A 24,677-nucleotide genomic window follows, 5' to 3' on the forward strand; every position below is an offset into this window, starting at 1 on the left:
CCTTTCGTTACCAATACAGAACCGGTCTTATGCTTGCAGGGCAACAACAACACTTAATCTCCTTGATCCAGGATGCCGTGCGCAGCATACTGCCCGACGCCACAGCCAAGGTGCTCCTGGAGCGGCCCAAGGTTGCCGCGCACGGCGATGTGGCCAGCAATGTGGCCATGCAACTGGCCAAGCCAGCCGCACGCAACCCGCGCGAACTGGCGCAGCAAATCGTCGACATCTTGCTGGCCCAGCCGGCAAGCGCGCAGCTTATAGATAGCGCCGAAATTGCCGGCCCGGGCTTTATCAACTTCCGGCTTTCGACGGCAGCGCGGCACGAAGTACTGAATGCCATTGCTGCCGACGGCCCCCGATTTGGGCATCGCCCGCCGTCGCCAGACAAGATCATGGTGGAGTTTGTCTCGGCCAATCCTACCGGGCCGCTGCATGTCGGTCACGCACGGCAAGCAGCACTGGGCGATGCCCTATGTCGCCTGTTTACCTCGCAGGGCCTGGACGTCACGCGCGAGTTCTATTACAACGACGCGGGCAACCAGATCGATAACCTGGCAGTCAGCGTGCAAGCGCGCGCCAAGGGCATTGCGCCCGACGCCGACGATTTTCCCGCGGATGGCTATAAGGGCGACTATATCGCCGACATCGCCAGGGATTTCCAGGCAGGGGCTGTGGTCCAGGCCAGCGACGGCCAGGCCGTCACGGCCAGCGGCAACGTAGACGAGCTGGACGATATCCGCGCGTTCGCCGTGGCTTATCTGCGTCGCGAACAAGATTTGGACCTGCAAGCGTTTGGCCTGCAGTTCGACAACTACTATCTGGAAAGCTCGCTCTACACCAGTGGCCGCGTCGACAAAATCGTGCAAGAGCTCATCGCCAGCGGCCATACCTATGAAAGCGAAGGCGCCTTGTGGCTGCGCAGCACCGAGCTGGGCACGGGCGACGACAAAGATCGTGTCATGCGCAAGTCCGAGGGCGGCTATACCTATTTTGTGCCCGACGTGGCCTACCACGTGGCCAAATGGGAGCGGGGTTTTCACCGGGCCATCAACATCCAGGGCACCGACCATCATGGCACGATCGCCCGCGTGCGCGCCGGCCTGCAAGCCCTGGACATAGGCATACCCAAGGACTTCCCCGCCTACATCCTTCACAAGATGGTGAAAGTGGTGCGCGAGGGCGCTGAAGTCAAGATCTCCAAGCGCGCGGGTAGCTACGTCACGATGCGCGACCTTATCGACTGGGTGGGACGCGACGCCGTGCGCTACTTCCTGAGCCAGCGTCGGGCTGACTCGGAATTCGTCTTCGATATCGATCTGGCTTTGTCCAAAAGTGAAGAGAACCCGGTGTACTATATTCAGTATGCCCATGCCCGCATCTGCTCGATGCTGGCGCAATCGGCCCAACTGCACGACAGCATTCCGACGGCAGCGGTAGACAAGCTGGTGGCTCCCACCGAGTTCGCCTTGTTGCAGCGCCTGGCCGAATACCCGGCCACCCTGGCACTGGCAACACAAGAACTCGCGCCGCATCACCTGGCATTCTGGCTGCGCGACTGCGCCGCCGATTTCCATGCCTGGTATAACGCCGAGCGCGTGCTGGTGGACGACACGGAACTGAAGTTGGCACGCTTGCGTTTGGCACGCGCTACCGGCCAGGTCATCGCCAATGGCCTCGAATTGCTTGGGGTGTCCGCCCCCGAAAGGATGTAAACCCGCTTATGGCACGCAACAGTCGCAAGACCACCTCCAAATCCGGCGGCAGCACGCTTTTTGGCATCATGATCGGCCTGATCTTCGGCTTGGCGGCCGCTGTGGCAGTCGCGCTGTTTGTTACCCAGGTGCCCATGCCTTTCGTCGACAAAGCCAGCCGCGACCCGGCTAAAACGCTGCTGCCCGATGTGCGTAACGCGCCCGACCCCAACATTGGCCTGTACGGCAAGGACGGCGCGGCCGGTGTAGCGCCTACCGGCCCTACCGCCACACCTCCCTTGCCGCTGCCCGGTGTCGCCGGCGCGAACCGCAGCGGGGACAACCTGGGCGATCTCATCGCCAGCCTGGCCAGCGGCGATGCGCCGCCTGCCCCGGCCCGCTCGGCACCCACGACTACACCGGTACCCGGCACCGAGGCGCCTGCGACCCCGGCGCCAGCAGCGGCTGCCAAAACCCAAACGACTTACTTCCTGCAGGCCGGCGCATTCCGATCCGAGAAAGACGCCGAGGCCATGAAAGCCCGTATCTTATTGATGGGACTGCCCGCCGAAGTGCAACAAGCACAATCCAATGGGGCTACCATCAATCGTGTGCGCGTCGGGCCTTTCAAGGGTATAGACGAAATGAATCGCTCTCGCGCCCGACTGGGCGCCGAAAAAATCGAGTCTTCGGTGGTGCGCCCTTGACCGGCCACCACCCGATGAACTTGTCAGTATGTTTTGAGTCTTAATGGCTTTGATTCACCAGGAAAATCCATATGTCGCTAAAGAACCTGTTAGTCCGCTCGCTTGCCATTGCCGCCGTCAGCGCCGGCGCGCTGTTTGCGCCGCTGGGCGTGGCCCAGGCCGCTGAAAATTACGTAACGGTAGAGCCGCCACAGCCGTCCGACACCACCGGCAAGATCGAAGTGCTGGAGTTCTTTGCGTATACCTGCCCGCACTGCAACACCATAGAACCCATGGTGCAGAAGTGGGCCAAAACGCTACCCGACAACGTCGTGCTGAAGCCCGTTCCGGTAGCCTTCAATGCCAGCATGGCAGACCTGCAGCGGCTTTACTACTCGCTGGAAGCCCTCGATCGCCTTGACCTGCACGCCGAGGTCTTCACCGCCATACACAAAGAGCGCAAGCGCATCTACGAAGCCGACGCGATCGCCGACTGGGCCGCCAGCAAGGGCGTGGACAAGCAAGCGTTCATCGATGTCTTTAACTCGTTCGGGATCACATCCAAAGTGTCGCGCGCCAACGAGCTGGCAAAACTGTACAAGATAGAAGGCACGCCCAGCATTGCCGTGGGCGGCAAGTATGTAACGTCCCCCACCATGACCAACAGCTACGAGGCGACCATAGAAGAGGCGCAACGGCTGGTTGAGGAAGTCAGCCGCAGCTAAGCGGTGGAAACCGTCCACGAGCTCGACACCCAGTTGATGCTCGTTATTTATCTGGTCGCCATTACCGCCGAGGCCATGTCCGGAGCGCTGGCGGCCGGACGTCGCCATATGGACATCTTTGGTGTGGCCGTCATTGCGTTCGTTACCGCCCTGGGCGGCGGCACCATCCGCGACGTCATTCTTGGCCACTACCCCATAGGCTGGACCCAGCACCCCGAGTACGTCTACCTGGTGCTGGGCGCCGGGCTATTGACTACGGTGATAGCGCGCTACATGCATCGCCTGCATCGCATTTTTCTTGCGCTGGATGCCATGGGCTTGATCGCGTTCTCGCTGATAGGCAGCAATATTGCGCTGGCATTGGGTTACCCGACTGTCGTGGTGATCATGTCCGGCATGATCACCGGCATCAGCGGGGGCATCTTGCGCGATGTGCTTTGCAACCAAGTGCCGGTCGTATTCCGGCGCGAGCTATATGCCAGCGTTTCGCTGGCCGTCTGTGCGCTTTTCCTGATACTGAAAGCGCAGGGCGTAGGCATGAACCTTAATACGGCAATTTGCTTCACCAGCGGCCTGAGCTTGCGTCTGCTGGCCATCCATTTTCATTGGCGGCTGCCTACCTTTACGTATCGCCAACGCTGGGATTGATTTCTCCGGTAGCAGCATGCAAGGCCTGCGCGATATCGGCAATCAGGTCTTCCGGCGACTCCAGGCCAATATGCAGGCGGACTACGGCGTTTCCACTCTGCCGCCAGTAGCCGTGGCCCTGCAGAAGCGAGGTATCCACCAATTGGACGAGGCTTTCAAAGCCGCCCCATGAAAAGCCAATGCCAAACAAGGCCAGGCCATCCACAAAACGCCGGGCCTGATCGTTGGACAGCTTCAGTTCTACGGCAAGCATGCCGTTGGAACCGGTGCAGTCCCGCTTCCAGAGCGCATGCCCGGGATCTCCCGGCAGAGCCGGATGATAAATGCGTTCGACTTCGGTACGACTTGCCAGGAAGGCGCACACGCGCAACGCGTTGTCGGCGCTTTGCCGCATCCGGATAGGCAGTGTGCGCGCGCCGCGTAAGGCCAGCCAGGCGTCGTCCGCACTGATCGAATACCCCATCGCATAATGGGTTTCGCCCAGGCGCTTGATCAGACCGGCGTCCTTGGCCATGACGGCGCCCAGCATCAGGTCGGAGTGCCCGCCCACATATTTCGTGCCTGCCACGATAGATACGTCCGCGCCCAGATCCAGCGGGCGGTATATATAGCCGGAGCCCCAGGTATTGTCGACAGCCAGTATCAGCCCATGCTCGTGCGCAAAGCTGGCCAGCGCAGGGATGTCCAGCATCTCGAACAGCAAGGAGCCCGGCGACTCCACGTAAAGCATGCGCGTGTTGGGCCGCAGTTGCCCCTGCAATTGCGCGACGGTGGCATGGCAGTAGCTAACTTCGATATCCATGCGCGACAGCACCGTCTTGTCCAGATAGCGAACAGGGCCATAGGCGCAGTCTGCCACCAGCACGTGATCTTTAGCATCAAGCAGGCTGAACATGGCCAGCGTGATCGCGGCGAGGCCGGACGACGCCAGGAAGGCGCGGTCCGCCCCCTCGAGCTCGCAGAACACGTCCTCGAGCGCGGCATGGGTATCCATGCCCATGCGCCCATAGGTTACGCGGCGCTCGCCCCTGGCTTTGGCCGCCTGCGCCTTGTCCAGCGCCGCCAGATTCTCGAAACGTACTGTACTGGTGCGCATGGAAGGCAAAGCTACCGGGGCAGCGCCCGTTACGGGATCGAAGCTGGCCATGCCAGTATGTTGCAGCAGGGTGTCCAGGCGGGCAGAGGTGGGTTTGGCCATGGTGTGTGGTAAAAGAATTCCAGATAATCCAACCCCGATGATAATGGATACCGCTACGGCGCATCATGCTGACTTTCGACATCGCCCTATCGTTCTTTGGCATCGCCGTGCTGCTCGCGCTGGCGCCCGGACCCGACAACGTCTTTGTCGTGATGCAGTCGGCCATGTGGGGTCGCCGCTCGGGCATGTTGGTGGTGCTGGGGCTGTGCACCGGCCTTATCGGTCACACTGCTGCAGTCGCCATCGGGCTGGCCGCCATTTTTGCGACATCCGCAACCGCCTTTAATTTTTTGAAGCTTGCCGGCGCCGCCTACCTGGTTTATTTGGCGTGGGGGGCCTTGACCGCCAACGGTCGCCCGACCACAGATGACAAGCCCTTGCATAGCAGCGGCCTTGCGCTGTATCGGCGCGGGATAGTCATGAATCTGACCAATCCCAAGGTGTCGATCTTTTTTCTTGCCTTTCTGCCGCAGTTCACCACGCCTGCGCGGGGTTCGGTGGCGCTGCAAACCTTATTGCTTGGTGCGCTCTTCATGCTGGCAACGCTACTGGTATTTGGCGTGCTGGCCTGGTTCGCAGGTGCCCTGGGCGAGAAGATGCAGTCTTCCGCGAGATGGCAGAAACTGCTTAACCGGGCGGCGGGCGTGGTGTTCCTGGGACTGGCCGTGAAGCTGGCGATGTCTCATCGGTAGCCCGGCGCGGCTACACCACCAAGGCGGTCAAACCGATAGCCAACAACATGAACAGCGACACCCGTCTCACTCGTTCTTGATGCTGGCCCATAGACCACCGATGCAAGAGGGCCCCCAACAAGCTGGCCAGAACAGCAGCCGGCAACAAGAGCAGAATATAGACGCCCTGCTGGGCCGTAAGTAAGCCACCGACAGCTAATGGCACCAGGGTTGCGACTTGCGCCATACTGAAATAGACCAAGCTTACTGCCCGCAGCACGGCCATTGGCAAAGAGCGATCCGATAACATATATAGAATGACCGGCGGCCCGCCTATGCCAGCGATGGCCGTCATAACGCCGCTTAAGGCACCGGCTGCTGTGTCCTGAACCAGGCCACGCCGACCACGATAATGCCACCCGGCCAACATCAGAAGCGCGACCAGAATCACAATGACAGCGATCGTCTTGCGCATGACGGCAGGGTCCACCATATGCAGCATGGCAAGACCGATAGGCAAGCCCAGCAATGAGGGAACGAACAGGCGCGCAACCAGCCGCCAGTCGACATTACGCAAAGCGTCTGGCAGCATCTGAAAGGTGGTCAGAAGATTCAGACTTAGCACCAGCACCACGACATCGGTGGGTGACATCAGCAAACTGAACACCGGCGCCATCAGCAAGCCGGCGCCAAATCCCGAGAAGCCCCTCATGGCGCTACCGACAAAGGTAGCGCCGGCCAGTACAGCAAATATGGGCAGCGAGGGCAGGTGCTGCAACGCCCAGTCGGGGATCACTTTGCTCTATTTAGCTTTGCATGCCCCAGCGCCGAATCGTGCACTTTTCCAGAGAGTTGAATATGACGTTCTCGACAAACAGGCCGATGAGTATCACCATGAACAATCCTGCAAAGACACTGGGTATTTCAAGCATGTTCTTGTTCTGATAGATAAACCAGCCCAGGCCCCCCGAGCCGGAACTGACTCCAAAAACGAGCTCCGCGGCAATCAGGGTTCGCCAGGCAAATGCCCAACCGATCTTCAGTCCGGACAAGATGCTTGCAAAGGCCGCCGGAATAAGTATGCGCCACACGTAGCGGAATCCGCCCAGGCCGTAGTTGCGCCCCACCATCCGCAGCGTAGGCGAGACCGACAGAAAGCCCGAATGGGTATTTAACGCGACCGCCCACAGCACCGAGTGCACCAGTACAAAGACCAAGCTGCCCTCGCCCAGTCCAAACCAGATCAGGGCCAAGGGCAACAAGGCAATGGCTGGCAGAGGGTTGAACATTGCCGTCAGTGTTTCGAGGATGTCCGTACCGATGCGTGTGGTAATGGCCAATACCGTCAGCAAAGCAGCCAACGCGATTCCCACTGCGTAGCCGACGAGCAGTACGCGTATGGATGTCCAGGCCTTAAGCAGCAGTCCGCCCGACGCAATACCCTCGAACAGCGCCCTCACCGTGTCCACGAACGTGGGGAATATCAAGGGGTTGTTCAGGTTATTTGCGTAGACCTGCCAGATCACGGCAAGGACCACAAGAATAAAAAGCTTGCGTATGCCACCGATGTTGGACACACGCTCCCATGCAGACAATGGCTTCTCGACGATTCCGAAAGACTCCGAGGCGATGGGCTCGTAGTGGACTTCGGGGCGTGGCCGCCTCATCTCGATAGAATCAGGCATGATGCACCTCCCGTTCATCTTCGACCTTGTCGGCGAACAGCATGTGGTTGATCTTGTCTTCCAACGCCTGATGCAGGGCCGGATCGTGCTCGTCCCGCGCGAGGCTGTTCAGTTCGGCCTTCACCTGCCCGGGGTGCGGTGTCAGCAACAATATGCGGCTACCGATTCGTATGGCTTCGGGAATGGAGTGCGTCACGAACAGAACCGTGAATTTGGTGTCGTCCCATAACTGCAGTAGCTCGTCCTGCATCTTGCGGCGGGTCAAGGCGTCCAGCGCGGCAAACGGCTCGTCCATCAAAAGAATGGCCGGCTCCATTGCCATGCCGCGCGCGATGGCTACACGTTGCTTCATCCCGCCGGACAACATATGCGGGTGGCTGTCAGCAAACTTGGTCAAATTGACCTTGGCGATATATTCCAAGGCTTTCTCGCGCGCTTCTCGCTTGTTCAGCTTTCCGCTGGCATGCAAAGGAAAAGCGACATTCTCGGCTATGGTCTTCCAGGGCAGCAGCTGATCGAATTCCTGGAAAACCATCATGCGGTCCGGGCCGGGGCGTTGCACTTCGCGGCCTTGCAGCCGGATGGTGCCCTCAATAGGCGTCAGGTAACCGCCCACAGCCTTCAACAAGGAAGACTTGCCGCAGCCGGAAGGTCCCAGCAGCACGAATCGATCGCCCGATTCCACACTGAAACTGACTTTGTAGGTTGCCGTAATTAAATGCTCTACGGTCTTGTATTGCAGCGTCACGCCCTGAACTTCAAGTAGCGACCCTTGCACATCATGCTGATTCATTTGCAACCTCTATCCTAAGTGGCGCGCCAGCAAAAATCCTGGCGCGCCGGAGCGACTTAGCTTCCCTTCAGATCATGGATTTCGGGAAAGAACAGATCGGTCCAGGCTTCCGGACGATTCTTGAGCGTACCCACGTCATTCATGAACTGGGCGTATGGCAAGACGCGCTCGGGCGCCAGCGTGTAGTGGATCTCGGGGTCGCGAATCATCTTCTCGATGAATTCGACAGCTTCCTTGCCCCCCGTATCCTTCACGTAAAGCTCTGCCGCCTCACGCGGATTCGCATTGATCCAGTCTGTCGCCTCTTTGAGTGCGTCCAGAACGGCCTTGAAGGTCTTAGGGTTCTCGGTGCGGAACTTGTCGGTGCCCCATACCATCAAGAACGTGTTGGCCCCGCCCATGATGTCGTAGGAATTCAATACGACATGCACCCCTTCCTTATCCAGCGCCATATATTGGAACGGTGGCGTCGTGAAGGTGGATCGGATGCCTGCCGAACCAGACAGCATTGCATTCAGCCCCTCTGGATGCGGTAGATTCACCATTAGGGAATTGAGCTTCTTGTAGTTCTCTTTTCCCCATTCCTTGGCAGCAGCCATTTGCAGATATACCGTTTGCACCGATGAGCCCGCGCCCGCCATGGCGATCTTGTCTTTCTCGGTAAAGTCCTTAATGGTCTTGATCTCGGGCGCAATGCTGACCAGCAGGTTCGGCATGGAACTTAGGGCGGCCACGCCGTGTACCTTCACGTTTGTGCGCGTTTTGTCCCAAAGAATAATCGCCGGGCCCGTGCCGCCCGCGGCGAAATTCAGCTGCCCGGACAGCAGGGCGTCATTGGCGGCAGAGCCGGATCCAAACCGTGACCAGGTCACTTTGGTGTCGGCCAAGCCTGCTGCCTTAAGCTGCTTTTCGACCAACTGGTTGTTGTTCATTACCGTCAAGGGCAAATAGCCGATGCCGAACTGGCGCGCCAGCGTGACTTCGCTGGTTTCAGCGTGCGCTGCGCCGGCCATCATAAGGGCGCATAAGGTGCCGGCCGCCAATTGTAGGTATGGTTTTGTCTTCATTTTGTTCTCCTTTGGATCAATGTTCCGCTGTTTGTCCCGCGGTGTTGTTTCACTACTCGTGGCGCTCTTCTGGCGTAGCGCTCGCCCTTTTACAGGACGTACTTGATATAACGCGCAAGAAACTTCTTCGCGTTGCGTATGTTGGCCCGACGCAGTTGCTCGGCGGCGTCGCAGTCCCCACGGCGCATAGCCTCCAGCACCGCGCGGTGTTCCCGCACGCCGATCTCACCGCGCCCCGGCAAGATGATGATGCGGCGGATGAGTACCTGCGTTTTTTCGTAAATGTTGTCCAGCGCTTGCGCGAGGACCGGGTTGGCCGCGGCTTCGATGCAGCGGCGACGGAAGCTATCGTAAATTTCGGTATACGCCTCGAAGTCGCCATTCTTGACTGCGACCTCGACCGGTCCAGAGAACTGGTCAAGCAGATCTTGCCACGACGCCGGGTCGGCATTCTGGCAGGCCAGCCGCGCGCATAAGCCTTCCAGCACTTCGCGCATATCGTAAATGTGGAACACCTGCTGCGGCTCTAGCCGCGCCACCATGGCGCCGCGATTGGGTATGCGCTCGATCAGGCCACGTTGTTCCAGCGCTGTGAAAACATCACGTATGCGTGTACGCGGCACATCGAACTCCTTGGCCAGTTCGTACTCGTTAAGCTTTGAACCGGGCGGCAGTTCGTAACGCGCAATGCGTTCTCGCAATATTGCGAGAACGTCCGGGCGGTCCGTGCTCTTTACCGCGACCTTGCGCAAGGGCGTAACAGCCGGTGTTGCCGATGTAGCTCTGGAACTGGACGCCATAAGTGACTCCGCGTTGGTCCGTGCTTCAACAGACGATATAAGTTGATGCCAATATTGTCAACTATTTTGTAGCTTTAATTATCTCGATCTTGTAAACCAGACCACTTCTGCTTGGTAGCTTGGCCATAAAACACTATCCCGCCTTCCTGCTTCTCTGCTTCTGCACCTCGAGAAAGTGGCCGACATAGGCCGTGGTGACTCCACCTGCAGAAAAATCAGCATCAGACAGAACCCGGTGCAGGAACTCGGCATTCGTTGACAGTCCCTCTACGGTCAAGCCCTCCAAGGCCAGCCGCAAGCGCGCAATGGCCTCGCTGCGGTCGATGCCATGCGCAATGAGCTTTGCAACCAAGGGGTCGTAGTAGGGCGTCACGCGATCGCCCGCACGCACGCCGGTGTCAACCCGCAAGCCTTCCTGCTTCATAGGCCAAGCCAGTGTCTCTATCAGCCCCGGTGAGGGTAGAAAATTTTTCTCTGGCCGCTCGGCATAGAGGCGACACTCGACGGCGTGGCCATTCAGCGCAATGGCGTCCTGGCTGACTGGGGCGAGTTCGCCCAATGCTTGAAGTATTTGCCATGCGACCAGGTCGACCCCCGTGACCATCTCGGTGGTGGGATGCTCGACCTGTATGCGCGTGTTCATTTCAAGAAAGTAGGCTTGCTGGCGTTCGCTATCGTAGATGAACTCGACCGTCCCGGCACCGCTGTAACGCTGCTGAGCGACCAGGGCCAATGCAGCGCCATAAAGCTGCGCACGCACTGCCTCTGGAACACCAGGCGCCGGCGCCTCTTCAATAATTTTCTGGAAACGCCGTTGCACGGAGCAATCGCGATCGTAAAGATGCACGCCTTGGCCGTCCCCAAAGCCAAACACCTGCACTTCGATGTGCCGTGCGGCGGCAACATAGCGCTCGAGGTACACACTGGAATCGCCGAAAGCCTTGCCTGCCATAGACTGAGTGGCCTCAACCACCGACAGCAACTGGGTCGCCTCGTCCACACGACGCATGCCTATCCCGCCGCCGCCTGCGGCCGCCTTGACGAGCAAGGGATAGCCGACTTGCTGGGCCGCGTCCATCACGGCCTCAGTCTGGCCCAAGGCAAAGCGTTGACTGCCGGGCAGTATCGGTACACCGGCAAGGCGCGCGATCTCGCGGGCGCGTTCTTTGTCGCCCATATCAATAATTGAAGCGGGAGACGGGCCCACCCACCCCAAGCCGGCATCCATGACGGCCTGGGCGAAATCTGCGTTTTCCGCGAGGAAGCCATAACCTGGATGTACAAGGTCCGCACCGGTGCGGCGCGCAGCGTCGAGAATCGCGTCGACCCGCAAGTAGCTTTCACGAGCAGGCGGCGGGCCGACCAGCACCGCCTCATCCGCCAGCTCGACGTGCATGGCATGGGCATCAGCTTCGGAATAGACAGCCACCGTTTGCAGGCCCAGCTTCTTGCAACTGGAAATGATGCGGCAGGCGATCTCGCCACGATTGGCAATCAGCAGTTTCTTGGCCATGGTTTCAGCACGTCCTATTTATATATGCATTAACTAGGGTTGCACGCCGCTGCGGGCTTTCGGTCCGAGGTCGCCGCGCAGACGCATTTCTGCAAGGGCAATCCACTCGCAGAGCACTGGTCGCGTTTCACGGGGATCGATAATTTCCTCGACCGCGAAGGCTTCGGCAGTGCGAAAGGGCGAGGCATAGGGCTTCAGTTCGGCCTCCATCTCCCTTTCCTTGGCGACGGGGTCGGGCGCGGCCATGATCTCGCGACGGAATGCAGCCGCCACGCCACCTTCCACCGGCAGCGAACCCCATTCTGCAGAAGGCCAAGCAAGCTTCATGTCCACGTCGTTCTTGTTGCAGGTTGCCATGCCGGCCATGCCGTAGCATTTACGAATAACCAACGTGATGGTGGGCACACGCAGATTTCCCGCAATATAGACGGCGCGCATTCCTTCGCGCAGCGTGCCTTCCTCTTCGGCTTTCAATCCCACCATGAAACCCGGCACATCCACAAAAAACACCAGAGGGATGTGGAAGGTATCGCACAGCTCCATGAAGTGAATTTGCTTGCGGGCCGAGTGCACGTCCATGGCACCGCCATAGACCATGGGGTTATTGGCAATAATCCCCACTGGGCGCCCGTCCAGCCGCGCAAGCATCGTAATGACGGACTTGCCGTAAGTGGGCTGGATTTCGAAGTCCGAATCCTGATCGACCACCATACGCAGCAGGCGATGCATGTTGTAGGCCTGCGTGCGTTTCTCTGGAACGATGCTGGCCAGACGTTCGTCGCAACGATCCTGAGGGTCGGCGCTTTGCACAACGGGCGGCAGCTCCCAGACATTGGAGGGCATGAAGCTTAGAAAGCGGCGTATCTGCTCGAACGCCTCTGCCTCGCTCGCGGCGGCGTTGTGTATGGTGCCCGCCTTGTCGACGGCAACCTTGGCGCCACCTAGCGCGTCCTTGTCGATAACCTGGCCCAGCGAGCGCTTCACCACAGGAGGCCCTGCAGCGAACACCTGGCTGATGCCGCGCACCATGACCGAGAAATGCGACAAAATCGCGCGGCCGGCAGGACCACCCGCTGCGGTTCCCAGCACAGCCGAAACAACCGGCACGGTACCCAGCAGGCCAACAGAACGCTCGAACCCGTGAACGCCCGGAAAGACACTGTGGCCACGCCGCTTCAGCGAGGTGACACTACCGCCCGCGCCATCGATCAAGTTGACCAGCGGAATACGATAGTGATGGGCCAGATCTTCGACAAAGCCGCCCTGTCCGCCTTTGCGACGGGCGCTGCCAAATGTCGTACCACCGCGAACGGTGAAGTCTTCCCCGCCCAGCGCCACCGGGCGGCCGTCTATCTTTGCCAACCCACCAACATAGGGCGCGGGCGTTACAGACACCAGCTGGTTGTGTTCGTCGTACTTTCCGGTGCCTGCCAGGCTGCCCACTTCTCGGAAGCTATCTGCATCAATCAGCGCGGCGATGCGCTCACGCACTGTCATCCGGCCCGCGGCGTGCTGACGTTCGATAGCGGCCGGGCCACCCATCAGTTGCCCTTGCTGTCGGCGAAACTGCAGTTCAGCAATCAGCTCGTTGTCCGTTTGCTCGGCTGACGAATTGGAACTGACTGCCGCCGTCATGATTCGAGCACGCACAGGATCTGGTCCTCGTCTACCGAGGCCCCCGGCTCGACAGTAAGCTCGGCGATAACGCCCGCACATGTGGCCTCGAGCGGGATCTCCATCTTCATGGACTCCAGGATCATGATGACATCGCCATCTTCCACTTTGTCGCCCACCGCTCGTTCCACTTTCCAAACTGTGCCAGTCACGGGTGAGCCTATTTCTGTTCTTGCCATGTGTATTCTCCTTTGCTGTACGGTGCCATGCATTAATAAGTCGTTGGCCAGGCGGCCATATGATGTTTGCCTATGCCGCCGGTGCGACGAAGCTCGTGCACTTCCAGCATGCGCACCAGGTAGTCACGGGTTTCTTGCGGTTCAATGACCGCCTGGACGGCATACATCTCGGCAATGCCCCATACGTCGCTGTCACGCTCCATCTCGGCGCGCAGCTGTTCCTGAGTAGCCTCATCGACCTCCCGCCCCCAGGTCACAACCTGGACTGAATAGGTCGGGTCCATGAAGCTGACCTCGGCTGTGGGCCATGCCACGACGTCGTCCGAGTTGCGCCCGCCGCCCATATTCAGATAGGCCTGGCCGTAACTCTTGCGCATAATGACCGAGAGCTTGGGCACGCTGCACATTTGCAATGCGGTCATGAAGTTCATGATCTTGCCGGGGGCCTTCATGCGCTCGCCCTCTACGCCGATGACGAATCCCGGGGTGTCGACAAGCATGATGATGGGGATGTTGAACGAGTCGCACATCACCAGGAAACGGGTAATCTTTTCGCAGCCAGGGACGTCCATGGCGCCCGCCTTGCCCATCGGGTTGTTGGCAACAATGCCGACCGTGCGGCCATCCAGGCGAGCCAGTGCGGTAACAGCGGTGCGGCCGAATCGCGGCTTCAATTCGAAGAAGCTGTCCTTGTCGACGATGGCATTGATGACCTTGCGTACCTCATAAACCCGTCGACGGTTCTCGGGGACAATTTCGGGCAGCTTGGCCGCCGCTTCGTTCGAGCCCTCGGGTACGGGGACGCGCGGCGGCGACTCCTGATTATGAGAAGGCAGATACGATAGAAATCGCTTGATCAGGTCGATGGCTTCTTCGTCGGTGTCCGTTACTGCGTCCACCAACCCTGTTACTTCGCTATGCAGCTTCCAGCCGCCCAGCTCTTCGGGCTCAACAGTCTGGCCTATGGCCAGTGACGCGAGCACGGGGCTGGCGACCGCCAGGGTCGAGCCCTTGCGCATGACCGTGAAATCCGACAGGCAGGCATACCAGGCCGACGAACCGTAGCATTGACCGAGGATGGCGGATGCCCAGGGTGTCTCGCGGTGGCGTACATATTGCTGAGGGTCATTGCCCAGCAAGGAGCCCATGCCTTTGGATCCCATATTGTCTGGCATGCGTGCGCCGGACGACTCGCCAAAGAACACCAGCGGAAAACCACGCTCTGTTGCCACGCGCTTCACGTGGCCCATCTTTTTCATGTTGGTCAGGCTGCTGGACGAGCCCTTGACGGTAAAGTCGTTGGACACCACGCCAACCGGCCGGCCATCCACACGAGCGAAGCCCGCAACCTTGGCATCAGCCGGCGTGGTCTCCCTGTCTGCGGGCACAACCGACGACACACCCAGCATGCCGGTTTCTATATAGCTGCCGTCGTCCACGAAGTAGTCTATGCGTTCGCGGGCATTCAGCAGGCCGGCTGCTTTACGGCGAGCCAGCTTGGCTTCGCCGCCCATCCCCAGCGCAAGCGCCTTGCGCCGTTGCAGCTCTGCGACTGCCGCGCTGACTTCATCGGCCAGGTTCTCTTGTTTCAACTCGTTTGCACCCATGGATCAAGCCTCTACCGCTCTGGTTGGTGTGAATGCGCCGGCACTGTATATGACCTGCGCTTCGGATAATTCGGTGATTTGCTCGGGACTAAGGCCAAGCTCATCGGCAAGGACCTGGACGGTATCCTGCCCGATGTCGCGGCCGGACCAGCGCACCGCGCCGGGTGTACGCGACATACGGGGTACGACATTGGCCATGGCTACCGGCCCAAGCTCCCGGTCTTCCGGCTCGACCAGCATGTTCCGAGCGCGATAATGCGGATCCGCGAAGATGTCTTCAAGATTGAAGATGCGTGATGCTGGGACACCGGCCCCGTCCAGCAAGCGTTCCAGCTCCGTCATGGGCAGCGATCTAGTCCACTCATCGACCAAGGCGTCCATTTCGTCGTCATTGTCCGACCTGGCCACGGGCGTGGCGAAACGCGGATCAGCCAGCAATTCCGGCTTGCCCATTACCTGGGCGAGGCGCTGGAACACCGACTGCGACCCCGCCGTAATGTGGATATGGCGACCCTCGGCGCTGGTATAGAGCGAGTTGGGCGTATGACCGGGTAAGCGCGAACCGGCGCGGGAAGCAATGTGGCCCAGCTGTTGAAAGGCAGGAATATGAGGCTCCATGAAACTGAAGGCGGCTTCGTACAATGCAGAGTCAATCACTTGGCCTTGGCCGGTGCGATTTCGCTCCAGCATCGCCATCGTCGCCCCGAATGCGCCATAGAGCCCCGTGATGTAGTCCGTCATGGATACAGCGACTCGAGCCGGGGGGCGGTCCGGGTCGCCCGTCACTTCGCGTATGCCGCTAAAAGCCTCACACACGACGCCATAGCCGGGACGTTGGCTGTACGGGCCGTCCTGGCCGTATCCGCTGATGCGTACCAGAATCAGGCCAGGGTTGACGGCGCTGAGCTCATCGTAGCCAAGGCCCCACCGTTCCAAGGTTCCCGGGCGGAAGTTTTCGATGACAATGTCGGCCTTTTCACATAGACGTTTGGCCAAGGCCCGACCTTCAGGGAGGCGCAGGTCGATAGAGACAATACGCTTGTTGCGCAGTATGGAGGCGCCGTAAAGGGATCGTCCGTTCTTTACCTTACCCATCGAGCGGACGGCATCGCCCTCCTTCTGCTCGATCTTGATCACATCCGCGCCGAAGTCGGCGAGCAAGCGGGCGCAGAAGGGCCCGGCCACGGTTGATCCCAGCTCGACGACGCGGCACCCCTTTAGTGGGCCTGACGCGGCGGCGCCATCGTTGACGCCATTGTCCTGATCGATCACCTTCAACCTCCTTCAAACACTGCCGCCCATTTACAGCAGATATTTCTGATAGTGCGAGAAGCTATCCCTTGAGCTACGGATGTTGGCGCGCTTCAAGCGCTCTGCCAGTTCTGCATCACCCGCAGCCATCGCCTTTAATATTTCCTGGTGTTGTCGCAGACCGTCTGCGGCGCGACCCGGCACCAGCACCAAACGCCTGATCAATACTTTTGTTCGGTCATACAGGCTTTCCATCTGCGACGCCAAAATGGTGTTCTGTGCCGCCGCGATCGCCCTTTCGCGAAACAGATTCACGGAGTCGACGTAAAAGTCCAAATCGCCCCGCGCCAAAGCCTCTTCTCCTGCTTTTCCAAAGCGCTCGATGATGTCGGACCAGGAAGCGGGGTCTGACTTCTCGGTAGCCAACCGAATGGCAAGCGCCTCCAAAACTTCGCGTACCTCGAACAAGGCAAACACTTCATCGGCTTCCAGCCGGGTGACGACAGCACCGCGATTGGGAATCCGCTCGATTAGCCCGCGGTCTTCCAGTACACCAAACGCTTCGCGGATGCGTGGCCGGGAGACATTGAACTCATCCGTCAACACCGCCTCACGCAGTTTCGAACCCGGCGGAAGATCGTGATTCACAATGCGCGAGCGCAGAATCTCAACGATTTCTTCCATGCTGGGCCCTGATCCGCCTGAACTCTGGGTGCTAGTACGCGGTTTGCTTCGAGTTGCTTCAGCCATGCTGCTCTCCTTGAGCGTGAGATGAAATATACAGCCGACGATACAAAATTGTCAACAACTTTACCGACTATTTTGTACAGACTATCGACCGCTTGAGTATCCAATGGTAATCGTTGAATGCCCGACTTGGCGCCTAACGCCAAAAACAACGACGCCGCCCGAAAGGGCGGCGTGCGTGTAATGCTGACAAAAAAGAAGGCGATTTGTCGCTTGCTGCGTTTACTACACAGCCTTGAATCGTATGATCCCGTCGTCGCCTGTTAGGCGCCCCAACTTGCCGTCGTAATACAAGGCATGCAGGTGAGCCAGGGCCTCGCCCATGGCGAAGGTCAACTGGTGCACATCCAGCTTGCGCTTGAACATCACGGGCAGGATGTCCATGGTGCTCATCGGGGTGACACATGCTTGCACAACTTCAGCCAGCCGATCCGCATGGTGCTCATGTTGTTGCTTGATCCGCTCATGCAGGCCGCGAAATGGCCGGCCGTGCGAAGGCAATACCAGCGTTGCTTCGGGCAGATCGTCGTAAGCGCTCAGCGAATTCAAATACAAGGGCAGCGGGTTGCTGTCGGGCTCGAAATCGAAAACGCTGATATTGGTCGATATGCGCGGCAGCACCATGTCGCCCGAAATAAGCGTCTGCAAGGTGTCACAATACAGCGAGGCATGTTCCGGCGCATGGCCGTAACCGACGATGACCCGCCACTGCCGGCCGCCGATCGCGATGTCGTCGCCATCCATGATGCGGGTAAAGCGCTTGGGCACATCCGGGACCAGGCTGGGATAATAATTGGCACGTTCGCGAATCTTGGCTTGGGCTTCGGGATCGGCCAGGCCGTGCCGGGTGAAGTGCTCGACCGCCGACTGACCGTTAGGCCCGCCCGCGCTGATGTTGGGACTGGACCATAGCCGGGCCAGCGCATAATCGGTCATGGTCATCCATAAGGGCGCATTCCAGCGTTCGCAAATCCAGTGCGCCAGGCCAACGTGGTCCGGATGCATATGGGTGACGATTACCCGCAGTATCGGCAGACCTTCCAGCTGATCTTCGTACACCTGCTCCCACAATGTCTTGAGCTCGTCGCGCGAAACGCCGCAATCGACCACCGTCCAGCCATCGCGCCCGTCCAGTTGGTCCCGCAATAGCCACAAGTTGATGTGATCGAGCGCGAAGGGCAGCGGCATGCGTATCCAGCGGACGCCGTCAGCCACGGTCTGCGCCTTGCCGGGTGGTGGCAGCTCGTCGCCCCAGGGGTAATCCAGTTTCTGTTCGTTAGGGTTCATCGTGTCTCCGTGTTCATGCGGGTAGGCCGGAACGGCATATTATGGCATCATAGTTTACGTTAACGTAAACTGCCATTTACCATGCCTGATCTCACCTGGACCATCTCCGAACTTGCTCAAGAGTTCGCGGTAACACCGCGGACCTTGCGCTTTTACGAAGATCACGGCATTGTCAGTCCCATGCGCCAGGGGCGCAATCGGGTCTATCAGGCGCGCGACCGAACCCGCCTGAAGCTCGCGTTGCGAGGCAAAAGGCTGGGTCTGCAGTTAAGCGAGATCGTCAGCCTGATCGACATGTATGACGGGCCTGGCGACAGCACCATACAGTTGCGCCATTACCTGGGTGTATTGCAAAAGCACCGTAGCGTGCTGGAGCAGCAACAACGCGACATCGAAGACACACTGAAGGAAATCCGCAGGCAACAAAAGGATTGCGAGGCCCTCCTGGCCACGCGTACCGGCAACACCGTTGCGGACCAAGCATAACGGCCTCATCCGAGACCGCTGGCAAATCGACTCTGGAGACCATGATGAATCTTCCCGGCTTGAATTTCGACCTGGGTTCCGACCTGGACATGTTGCGCGATGCCGTCCGCAATTTTGCGCAGGCGGAGATCGCGCCTCGTGCCGCCGAAATCGACAGAACCGATCAGTTCCCCATGGACTTGTGGCGCAAGCTGGGCGACCTCGGCGTGCTGGGCATGACGGTTGACGAGTCATACGGGGGCGCCAACATGGGCTATCTGGCGCACATGATCGCCATGGAGGAAATCTCGCGCGCCAGCGCATCGGTGGGGCTGTCTTACGGCGCCCACTCCAACTTGTGTGTCAACCAGATTCATCGCAACGGCACAGACGCCCAGAAACAGAAGTACCTGCCCAAGCTGGTGTCGGGCGAGCATGTGGGCGCGCTGGCCATGAGCGAGGCGGGCTCGGGGTCGGACGTCATCAGCATGAAGCTGCGCGCCGAGAAAAAAGGCGACCGCTATATATTGAACGGCACCAAAATGTGGATCACCAACGGCCCCGACGCCGACACGCTGGTGGTTTACGCCAAAACAGATCCCGAGGCGCAGCAGCGCGGCATTACCGCCTTCATCGTCGAAAAGGGCTTCAAGGGTTTCTCGGTAGCGCAAAAGCTGGACAAGCTGGGCATGCGGGGCAGCCACACGGGCGAACTGGTGTTCCAGGATTGCGAGGTACCCGAAGAAAACATCCTGGGCCAGCTAAATGGCGGCACACGCGTGCTCATGAGCGGGTTGGACTACGAGCGCGCTGTCCTGGCGGGCGGTCCGCTGGGCATTATGCAGGCCGTCATGGACAACGTCGTGCCTTACATCCACGATCGCAAACAATTCGGCCAAGCCATCGGCGAGTTCCAGCTTATCCAGGGCAAGGTGGCAGACCTGTACACCACCTTGCAGGCCAGTCGCGCCTTCTGCTATGCGGTCGGCAAGAACCTGGACCGGCTGGGCACCGGCCATGTGCGCGAAGTGCGCAAAGACTGTGCGGCCGTCATTTTGTATTGCGCCGAGAAAGCCACGTGGATGGCCGGCGAGGGCGTACAAATACTGGGCGGCAACGGCTACATCAACGAATACCCCACCGGCCGGCTATGGCGCGACGCCAAGCTGTACGAAATCGGCGCAGGCACGAGCGAGATCCGGCGTATGCTGATCGGACGAGAACTGTTCAACGAAACCGCCTAACCTGCCATGACCCGCCATCGTTGCCAACTGCTGGGCCCCACACTGGCATTGCCCATGAGCATGCCATGACCTATACCGGAGACCACCAGTTCGTCGAACAACTTGCGCGGCCGGGCCTGTCGCCGCAGGCGGTCGCCCAGACGATACTGGATGGGTTCAATCGTCACTATTCCTTGTTTCGTTATGGCGCGCAACGGGCCAAGGCGTTGTTTGAATCGGGCAACTGGCGTGGCATACAGCAGCTATCACAAGAGCGCATCGAGTACTACGACACGCGGGTGCATGAGTGCACCGCCAAACTGACGCTCGCCCTGAAGGGCAGCGACGCCAGTCCGCGCGGGGCGTCGGCCGAGCAAAGCCTGACGTCGGCGCAACTGGTCTTCTGGCAGGCGGTCAAGGCAGATTTCGTGGGCTTGCTGTCCGGACACCGCCAGCCAGAATGCGCCGAAACCTTCTTTAATTCGGTGTCGTGCCGCATCTTGCATCGCGACTATTTCCATAACGATTTCCTGTTCGTACGGCCCGCTGTGGCGACTGAATACCTGGACAGCAAGTTGCCCTCTTACCGGGTGTACTACCCGACCACCGAAGGGCTGGAGCCAGCCATCATCAAGATGATGGCCGACTTCGGGCTGGCCGCGCCCTTTGCCGACCTGCCCGCCGATGCCCGCCGACTGGCACGCAAGGCCATCGGCGAGCTGCGCCGTCAGCTTCCCAAGGGAGCCGGACAACGCATCGCCCCCGACTGCCAGGTGCACGTGCTTAATTCGCTGTTCTTTCGCAACAAGGGTGCCTATGCCGTAGGTCGACTGATCAACCAGGGCACGACCTATCCGTTTGCCATCGCATTGCTGCATACGCCGGCCGGACACATCCAGCTTGATGCGCTGCTGTACAGCGCAGATGACCTGAGCACCTTGTTCAGCTTCACACGCGCTTATTTTCTGGTCGACATGGAAACGCCCGCCGCCTATGTGCATTTCCTGACAACGCTGCTGCCGCGCAAGCCCAAGGCCGAAATCTACACCACGATCGGGCTGCAAAAGCAGGGCAAGACGTTGTTCTATCGTGACTTCCTGCACCACCTCGCGCACTCGCGCGATGCCTTCGATGTCGCGCCAGGCATCAAGGGCATGGTCATGACCGTGTTCACACTGCCTTCCTACCCCTATGTATTCAAGCTGATCCGCGATCGTATTGCCAAGGATGGCATGGATCACGCCACCGTCAGGCGCAAATACCAGATGGTCAAGAAGCATGATCGCGTGGGCCGCATGGCCGACACCTGGGAATATTCGCAGGTGGCGCTGCCGCGCGCCCGCTTCTCCGAGCGCCTGCTGGCCGAGCTGCGCGACCAGGTGCCCAGCCTTATCGAAGAAACCGACGAGGCCATCGTACTGCGGCATGTGTATATTGAAAGACGCATGACGCCGCTTAATATTTTCCTGGGGCGGGCCGCGGATCCAGTCCTGGAGAAAGCAGTCAAGGGCTATGGGGATGCCATACGCGAACTGGCCGCCGCCAATATCTTCCCGGGCGACATGCTGTTCAAGAACTTTGGCGTTACGCGCCTGGGCCGCGTTGTGTTTTATGATTACGACGAGATCCAACGCATGACGGAAATGAACTTCAGGCGCATACCGCCCGCCCCCCATCCCGAAGCGGAAATGTCCGGAGAGATCTGGTACCCGGTCGGCCCCAATGATGTCTTTCCCGAAGAGTTTCGTCCTTTTTTGCTTGGCGACCCGCGCGTACACGCCGCCTTCATGAAGTACCACGCGCCGCTGCTGGACGCACAGTGGTGGCAAGCCTGCCGCGACCGCGCCGCACAAGGCCGTATCGAAGATATATTCCCTTATGACAGCGACCGACGCCTGCATGCTTATGCGACAGCGCCGGTTGCACAGACCACTTATCAATCCATGCACTCAGGAGACCTTCATGTCTGATCCTATCGTTTTAGTTTCCGTTGCCCGTACCCCCATGGGCGGTATGATGGGCAGCCTTTCCGGCCTGGCCGCCCACGAACTTGGCTCCGTCGTCATCAAGGCCGCCATGGAGCGCGCCGGCATTTCGGGCGACGACGTCGATGAAGTCATCATGGGCAACGTGCTGCAGGCGGGCCAGGGCCAGGCGCCTGCGCGTCAGGCGGCTCTGGGCGCCGGCCTGCCACTGGGCGTGGGCTGCACCACCATCCACAAGGTCTGCGGCTCGGGCCTGAAAGCCGCCATGTTTGGCCACGACATCATCGTCGCGGGCAGTGCCGATGTGGTGGTTGCAGGCGGCCAGGAAAGCATGAGCAACGCGCCCTACTTGTTACTGCGCGGCCGCCAAGGCTATCGCTATGGCCACTCCACCGTCTACGATCACATGGCGCTGGACGGCCTGGAAGACGCTTACCAACGCGGCACAGCCATGGGCGTGTTTGCCGAAGATTGCGCCGACAAATACTCCTTTACGCGCGAGCAGCAGGATGCTTTCTCGTTGGAGTCGCTGCGACGCGCACGTGCCGCCAGTGAAGACGGCAGCTTCAAATGGGAGATCGCCCCGGTAACCGTGGCTGGCCGCAAGGGCGACACCATCATCGATACCGACGAAGCGCCTACCAAAGCCATGCCCGAAAAAGTCCCCACGCTGAAGCCGGCTTTCAAAAAGGACGGCACCGTTACTGCCGCCAACTCGTCATCCATCTCGGACGGCGCAGCGGCCATGGTACTGATGCGCGAATCGACCGCCACCCGCTTGGGAGCCACCCCATTGGCACGCATCGTCGGGCATACCCAGCACTCGCAAGAGCCCGGCTGGTTCACCACCGCACCGGTGGGCGCCATCCAGAAGCTGCTGGATCGCACCGGCTGGAAGGCCGACGACGTGGACCTGTACGAAATCAACGAAGCCTTTGCCGTCGTCACCATGGCGGCCATGGTGGATCTGAAGCTGTCCCACGACAAGGTGAACATTCATGGCGGCGCTACGGCATTGGGGCATCCCATCGGTGCTTCGGGCGCACGCCTGCTGACCACGCTGGTGGGCGCGCTGCGTAAAACCGGCGGCAAGCGCGGCATTGCCAGCCTGTGCATCGGCGGCGGCGAAGCGGTGGCGCTGGCCATCGAAATGGCCTGAGGGAAACGCCATGCCCGTGATCGAATCGCGCATCAATCCGCGCTCGCAAGCCTTCATGGATAACGCCCGCGCCATGCAGGTGCAGGTGGATGACTTGCGGCAAAAACTGCTGCAAACTGCGCGAGGCGGCAGCGATGCGTCGCGCGCCAGGCATGTGGGGCGTGGCAAGCTCTTGCCGCGCGACCGCGTCGAGCGCCTGCTGGATCCGGGCACCCCTTTTCTGGAACTGTCCCCGTTGGCCGCACTGGACGTCTACAACAACGACGCCCCCGGTGCCGGCCTGATCACTGGCATAGGGCGGGTGGCCGGCGTGGAATGCGTCGTGGTCTGCAACGACGCCACCGTCAAGGGTGGCACCTACTACCCCCTGACGGTTAAAAAACACCTGCGGGCGCAGGAAATTGCCCAGCAGAACCGCCTGCCATGCATCTATCTGGTGGACTCGGGCGGCGCCAACCTGCCCAATCAGGACGAGGTCTTCCCCGACCGCGACCACTTCGGACGCATCTTCTATAACCAGGCCAATATGTCGGCGCAGGGCATTGCCCAGATCGCCGTGGTCATGGGCTCTTGCACGGCTGGGGGCGCCTATGTGCCGGCCATGAGCGATGAGTCCATCATCGTCAAGGACCAGGGCACGATCTTCCTGGGTGGTCCGCCGCTGGTCAAGGCCGCCACGGGCGAAGTCGTTACCGCTGAAGATCTGGGCGGCGGCGACGTACACACCCGCTTGTCGGGCGTGGCCGACCACCTGGCCAATAACGACCTGCATGCCCTGAACCTGGCGCGTAATGCCATAGCGCGGCTCAACCATCGCAAGCCCGACCAGCTGCAGCGCAAACCCTATGCCGAGCCACTATTCGATCCGCAAGAGCTCAATGGCATCATCCCGCAGGATACGCGCAAGCCTTATGACGTGCGCGAGGTCATCGCCCGCATTGTGGACGGCTCGGTATTCGACGAGTTCAAGGCCCGTTTTGGCACCACATTGATCACCGGCTTTGCCCATATTCACGGCATGCCGGTGGGCATCATCGCCAACAACGGCATCTTGTTCTCGGAAGCGGCGCAAAAGGGCACGCACTTTATCGAGCTATGCTGCCAGCGCAAGATCCCGCTGGTGTTCCTGCAGAACATCAGCGGTTTCATGGTGGGCCGCAAGTACGAGAACGAAGGCATCGCCCGCCATGGCGCAAAAATGGTGACGGCGGTTTCGACGGCATCGGTGCCCAAGTTCACCATACTGATCGGCGGTTCGTTTGGTGCGGGCAATTACGGCATGTGCGGCCGCGCCTTCGGCCCCCGGCTACTCTTTCTGTGGCCTAACGCCCGTATATCGGTCATGGGCGGCGAGCAGGCGGCCAGCGTACTGGCCACCGTGCGGCGCGACGGCATCGAAGGCAAGGGCGGCACCTGGAGCACGGAAGACGAAGAAGCCTTCAAGGCGCCCATACGCGATCAATACGAAAAGGAAGGGCATCCTTATTACGCCACCGCCAGACTGTGGGACGACGGCATCATCATGCCCTCGGATACCCGACGTGTGCTGGCGCTGGGCCTATCGGCGGCGCTCAATGCCCCTATCGAGGACACCCGCTTCGGCGTGTTCCGCATGTAATC

General features: G+C 59.9%; 23 protein-coding genes. 10 read left to right on the forward strand and 13 right to left on the reverse strand.

Annotation, left to right across the window (positions count from 1 at the left end; genetic code table 11):
• Positions 1 to 29 precede the first annotated feature (29 nt).
• The 4 genes from argS to CKA81_RS14035 all read left to right on the forward strand — a co-directional run bounded on the left by argS (position 30) and on the right by CKA81_RS14035 (position 3,753).
• Positions 30 to 1,715: an arginine--tRNA ligase gene (argS, locus tag CKA81_RS14020; RefSeq protein WP_128355840.1), complete on the forward strand. Its 1,686-nt coding sequence runs from the start codon at positions 30 to 32 to the stop codon at positions 1,713 to 1,715.
• Positions 1,716 to 1,723: 8 nt separating this feature from the next.
• Positions 1,724 to 2,401, forward strand: coding sequence for an SPOR domain-containing protein (locus tag CKA81_RS14025; protein WP_128355841.1), 678 nt, complete (start codon positions 1,724 to 1,726; stop codon positions 2,399 to 2,401).
• Between the two features lie 71 nt (positions 2,402 to 2,472).
• On the forward strand, positions 2,473 to 3,105 hold the full coding sequence (locus tag CKA81_RS14030) for a thiol:disulfide interchange protein DsbA/DsbL (protein ID WP_128355842.1): 633 nt from the start codon (positions 2,473 to 2,475) through the stop codon (positions 3,103 to 3,105).
• A 36-nt stretch (positions 3,106 to 3,141) separates the two neighbouring features.
• Complete coding sequence (locus tag CKA81_RS14035; protein WP_128356820.1) at positions 3,142 to 3,753, forward strand: trimeric intracellular cation channel family protein; 612 nt, start codon at positions 3,142 to 3,144, stop codon at positions 3,751 to 3,753.
• Here CKA81_RS14035 and metC read toward each other — a convergent pair.
• Positions 3,728 to 4,951, reverse strand: coding sequence for a cystathionine beta-lyase (gene metC / locus CKA81_RS14040; protein WP_128355843.1), 1,224 nt, complete (start codon positions 4,949 to 4,951; stop codon positions 3,728 to 3,730). The genes CKA81_RS14035 and metC overlap by 26 nt on opposite strands.
• 65 nt (positions 4,952 to 5,016) lie before the next feature.
• Here metC and CKA81_RS14045 point away from each other — a divergent pair, with 65 nt between their 5' ends.
• Positions 5,017 to 5,643 (forward strand): LysE family translocator, encoded by a 627-nt coding sequence (locus CKA81_RS14045; protein ID WP_128355844.1) that lies wholly within the window; start codon positions 5,017 to 5,019, stop codon positions 5,641 to 5,643.
• Positions 5,644 to 5,653: 10 nt separating this feature from the next.
• On the opposite strand, the gene CKA81_RS14050 is transcribed toward CKA81_RS14045, so the two are convergent.
• From CKA81_RS14050 to CKA81_RS14105, 12 genes are all read right to left on the reverse strand, one after another.
• The gene (locus tag CKA81_RS14050) at positions 5,654 to 6,418 is read right to left on the reverse strand and encodes a sulfite exporter TauE/SafE family protein (protein ID WP_128355845.1); all 765 of its coding nucleotides are present in this window, start codon (positions 6,416 to 6,418) and stop codon (positions 5,654 to 5,656) included.
• A gap of 10 nt (positions 6,419 to 6,428) precedes the next feature.
• A complete protein-coding gene (locus CKA81_RS14055; protein WP_394342516.1) occupies positions 6,429 to 7,325 on the reverse strand; it encodes an ABC transporter permease in 897 nt (298 codons plus the stop codon).
• Positions 7,300 to 8,100 (reverse strand): ABC transporter ATP-binding protein, encoded by an 801-nt coding sequence (locus tag CKA81_RS14060; protein ID WP_128355847.1) that lies wholly within the window; start codon positions 8,098 to 8,100, stop codon positions 7,300 to 7,302. The genes CKA81_RS14055 and CKA81_RS14060 overlap by 26 nt, the downstream gene beginning before the upstream one ends.
• 56 nt (positions 8,101 to 8,156) lie before the next feature.
• Entirely contained in the window at positions 8,157 to 9,167 is a 1,011-nt protein-coding gene (locus CKA81_RS14065; protein WP_128355848.1) for an ABC transporter substrate-binding protein, read from the reverse strand.
• 89 nt (positions 9,168 to 9,256) lie between these two features.
• On the reverse strand, positions 9,257 to 9,967 hold the full coding sequence (locus CKA81_RS14070; protein WP_128355849.1) for a GntR family transcriptional regulator: 711 nt from the start codon (positions 9,965 to 9,967) through the stop codon (positions 9,257 to 9,259).
• A gap of 133 nt (positions 9,968 to 10,100) precedes the next feature.
• Positions 10,101 to 11,480: an acetyl-CoA carboxylase biotin carboxylase subunit gene (locus CKA81_RS14075; protein ID WP_128355850.1), complete on the reverse strand. Its 1,380-nt coding sequence runs from the start codon at positions 11,478 to 11,480 to the stop codon at positions 10,101 to 10,103.
• 33 nt (positions 11,481 to 11,513) lie between these two features.
• Positions 11,514 to 13,130, reverse strand: coding sequence for an acyl-CoA carboxylase subunit beta (locus CKA81_RS14080; RefSeq protein WP_228255728.1), 1,617 nt, complete (start codon positions 13,128 to 13,130; stop codon positions 11,514 to 11,516).
• Entirely contained in the window at positions 13,112 to 13,333 is a 222-nt protein-coding gene (locus CKA81_RS14085; RefSeq protein WP_128355851.1) for an acetyl-CoA carboxylase biotin carboxyl carrier protein subunit, read from the reverse strand. The genes CKA81_RS14080 and CKA81_RS14085 overlap by 19 nt, the downstream gene beginning before the upstream one ends.
• 32 nt (positions 13,334 to 13,365) lie before the next feature.
• A complete protein-coding gene (locus CKA81_RS14090) occupies positions 13,366 to 14,940 on the reverse strand; it encodes an acyl-CoA carboxylase subunit beta (protein ID WP_128355852.1) in 1,575 nt (524 codons plus the stop codon).
• A 3-nt stretch (positions 14,941 to 14,943) separates the two neighbouring features.
• Positions 14,944 to 16,212, reverse strand: coding sequence for a CaiB/BaiF CoA transferase family protein (locus tag CKA81_RS14095; RefSeq protein WP_128355853.1), 1,269 nt, complete (start codon positions 16,210 to 16,212; stop codon positions 14,944 to 14,946).
• Positions 16,213 to 16,242: 30 nt separating this feature from the next.
• The gene (locus CKA81_RS14100) at positions 16,243 to 16,875 is read right to left on the reverse strand and encodes a GntR family transcriptional regulator (protein ID WP_228255729.1); all 633 of its coding nucleotides are present in this window, start codon (positions 16,873 to 16,875) and stop codon (positions 16,243 to 16,245) included.
• Between the two features lie 288 nt (positions 16,876 to 17,163).
• Entirely contained in the window at positions 17,164 to 18,225 is a 1,062-nt protein-coding gene (locus tag CKA81_RS14105; RefSeq protein ID WP_128355855.1) for an MBL fold metallo-hydrolase, read from the reverse strand.
• An 81-nt stretch (positions 18,226 to 18,306) separates the two neighbouring features.
• On the opposite strand from CKA81_RS14105, the gene CKA81_RS14110 reads away from it, so the two are divergent.
• The 5 genes from CKA81_RS14110 (at position 18,307) to CKA81_RS14130 (ending at position 24,675) form a co-directional block, all read left to right on the forward strand.
• A complete protein-coding gene (locus tag CKA81_RS14110) occupies positions 18,307 to 18,711 on the forward strand; it encodes a MerR family transcriptional regulator (protein ID WP_128355856.1) in 405 nt (134 codons plus the stop codon).
• A gap of 44 nt (positions 18,712 to 18,755) precedes the next feature.
• Positions 18,756 to 19,934, forward strand: coding sequence for an isovaleryl-CoA dehydrogenase (locus CKA81_RS14115; RefSeq protein ID WP_128356825.1), 1,179 nt, complete (start codon positions 18,756 to 18,758; stop codon positions 19,932 to 19,934).
• A gap of 65 nt (positions 19,935 to 19,999) precedes the next feature.
• Positions 20,000 to 21,883, forward strand: a complete 1,884-nt coding sequence (gene aceK, locus CKA81_RS14120) for a bifunctional isocitrate dehydrogenase kinase/phosphatase (RefSeq protein WP_128355857.1) — start codon at positions 20,000 to 20,002, stop codon at positions 21,881 to 21,883.
• A complete protein-coding gene (locus CKA81_RS14125; protein WP_128355858.1) occupies positions 21,876 to 23,057 on the forward strand; it encodes an acetyl-CoA C-acyltransferase in 1,182 nt (393 codons plus the stop codon). Before aceK ends, CKA81_RS14125 begins: the two co-directional genes overlap by 8 nt.
• 10 nt (positions 23,058 to 23,067) lie before the next feature.
• Positions 23,068 to 24,675, forward strand: a complete 1,608-nt coding sequence (locus tag CKA81_RS14130) for a carboxyl transferase domain-containing protein (protein ID WP_128355859.1) — start codon at positions 23,068 to 23,070, stop codon at positions 24,673 to 24,675.
• Positions 24,676 to 24,677: the final 2 nt, after the last annotated feature.

Source organism: Pollutimonas thiosulfatoxidans, from assembly GCF_004022565.1.
Lineage (GTDB): Bacteria > Pseudomonadota > Gammaproteobacteria > Burkholderiales > Burkholderiaceae_B > Pusillimonas_D > Pusillimonas_D thiosulfatoxidans.

What these genes read in the sequence shown, in the direction of transcription:
- argS (WP_128355840.1), top strand. Translation starts at nt 30, where the DNA reads ATGCTTGCAGGGCAACAACAACACTTAATCTCCTTGATCCAGGATGCC.
- CKA81_RS14025 (WP_128355841.1), top strand. Translation starts at nt 1,724, where the DNA reads ATGGCACGCAACAGTCGCAAGACCACCTCCAAATCCGGCGGCAGCACG.
- CKA81_RS14030 (WP_128355842.1), top strand. Translation starts at nt 2,473, where the DNA reads ATGTCGCTAAAGAACCTGTTAGTCCGCTCGCTTGCCATTGCCGCCGTC.
- CKA81_RS14035 (WP_128356820.1), top strand. Translation starts at nt 3,142, where the DNA reads ATGCTCGTTATTTATCTGGTCGCCATTACCGCCGAGGCCATGTCCGGA.
- metC (WP_128355843.1), bottom strand. Translation starts at nt 4,951, where the DNA reads ATGGCCAAACCCACCTCTGCCCGCCTGGACACCCTGCTGCAACATACT.
- CKA81_RS14045 (WP_128355844.1), top strand. Translation starts at nt 5,017, where the DNA reads ATGCTGACTTTCGACATCGCCCTATCGTTCTTTGGCATCGCCGTGCTG.
- CKA81_RS14055 (WP_394342516.1), bottom strand. Translation starts at nt 7,325, where the DNA reads ATGAACGGGAGGTGCATCATGCCTGATTCTATCGAGATGAGGCGGCCA.
- CKA81_RS14060 (WP_128355847.1), bottom strand. Translation starts at nt 8,100, where the DNA reads ATGAATCAGCATGATGTGCAAGGGTCGCTACTTGAAGTTCAGGGCGTG.
- CKA81_RS14065 (WP_128355848.1), bottom strand. Translation starts at nt 9,167, where the DNA reads ATGAAGACAAAACCATACCTACAATTGGCGGCCGGCACCTTATGCGCC.
- CKA81_RS14070 (WP_128355849.1), bottom strand. Translation starts at nt 9,967, where the DNA reads ATGGCGTCCAGTTCCAGAGCTACATCGGCAACACCGGCTGTTACGCCC.
- CKA81_RS14075 (WP_128355850.1), bottom strand. Translation starts at nt 11,480, where the DNA reads ATGGCCAAGAAACTGCTGATTGCCAATCGTGGCGAGATCGCCTGCCGC.
- CKA81_RS14085 (WP_128355851.1), bottom strand. Translation starts at nt 13,333, where the DNA reads ATGGCAAGAACAGAAATAGGCTCACCCGTGACTGGCACAGTTTGGAAA.
- CKA81_RS14090 (WP_128355852.1), bottom strand. Translation starts at nt 14,940, where the DNA reads ATGGGTGCAAACGAGTTGAAACAAGAGAACCTGGCCGATGAAGTCAGC.
- CKA81_RS14100 (WP_228255729.1), bottom strand. Translation starts at nt 16,875, where the DNA reads ATGGAAGAAATCGTTGAGATTCTGCGCTCGCGCATTGTGAATCACGAT.
- CKA81_RS14105 (WP_128355855.1), bottom strand. Translation starts at nt 18,225, where the DNA reads ATGAACCCTAACGAACAGAAACTGGATTACCCCTGGGGCGACGAGCTG.
- CKA81_RS14110 (WP_128355856.1), top strand. Translation starts at nt 18,307, where the DNA reads ATGCCTGATCTCACCTGGACCATCTCCGAACTTGCTCAAGAGTTCGCG.
- CKA81_RS14115 (WP_128356825.1), top strand. Translation starts at nt 18,756, where the DNA reads ATGAATCTTCCCGGCTTGAATTTCGACCTGGGTTCCGACCTGGACATG.
- aceK (WP_128355857.1), top strand. Translation starts at nt 20,000, where the DNA reads ATGACCTATACCGGAGACCACCAGTTCGTCGAACAACTTGCGCGGCCG.
- CKA81_RS14125 (WP_128355858.1), top strand. Translation starts at nt 21,876, where the DNA reads ATGTCTGATCCTATCGTTTTAGTTTCCGTTGCCCGTACCCCCATGGGC.
- CKA81_RS14130 (WP_128355859.1), top strand. Translation starts at nt 23,068, where the DNA reads ATGCCCGTGATCGAATCGCGCATCAATCCGCGCTCGCAAGCCTTCATG.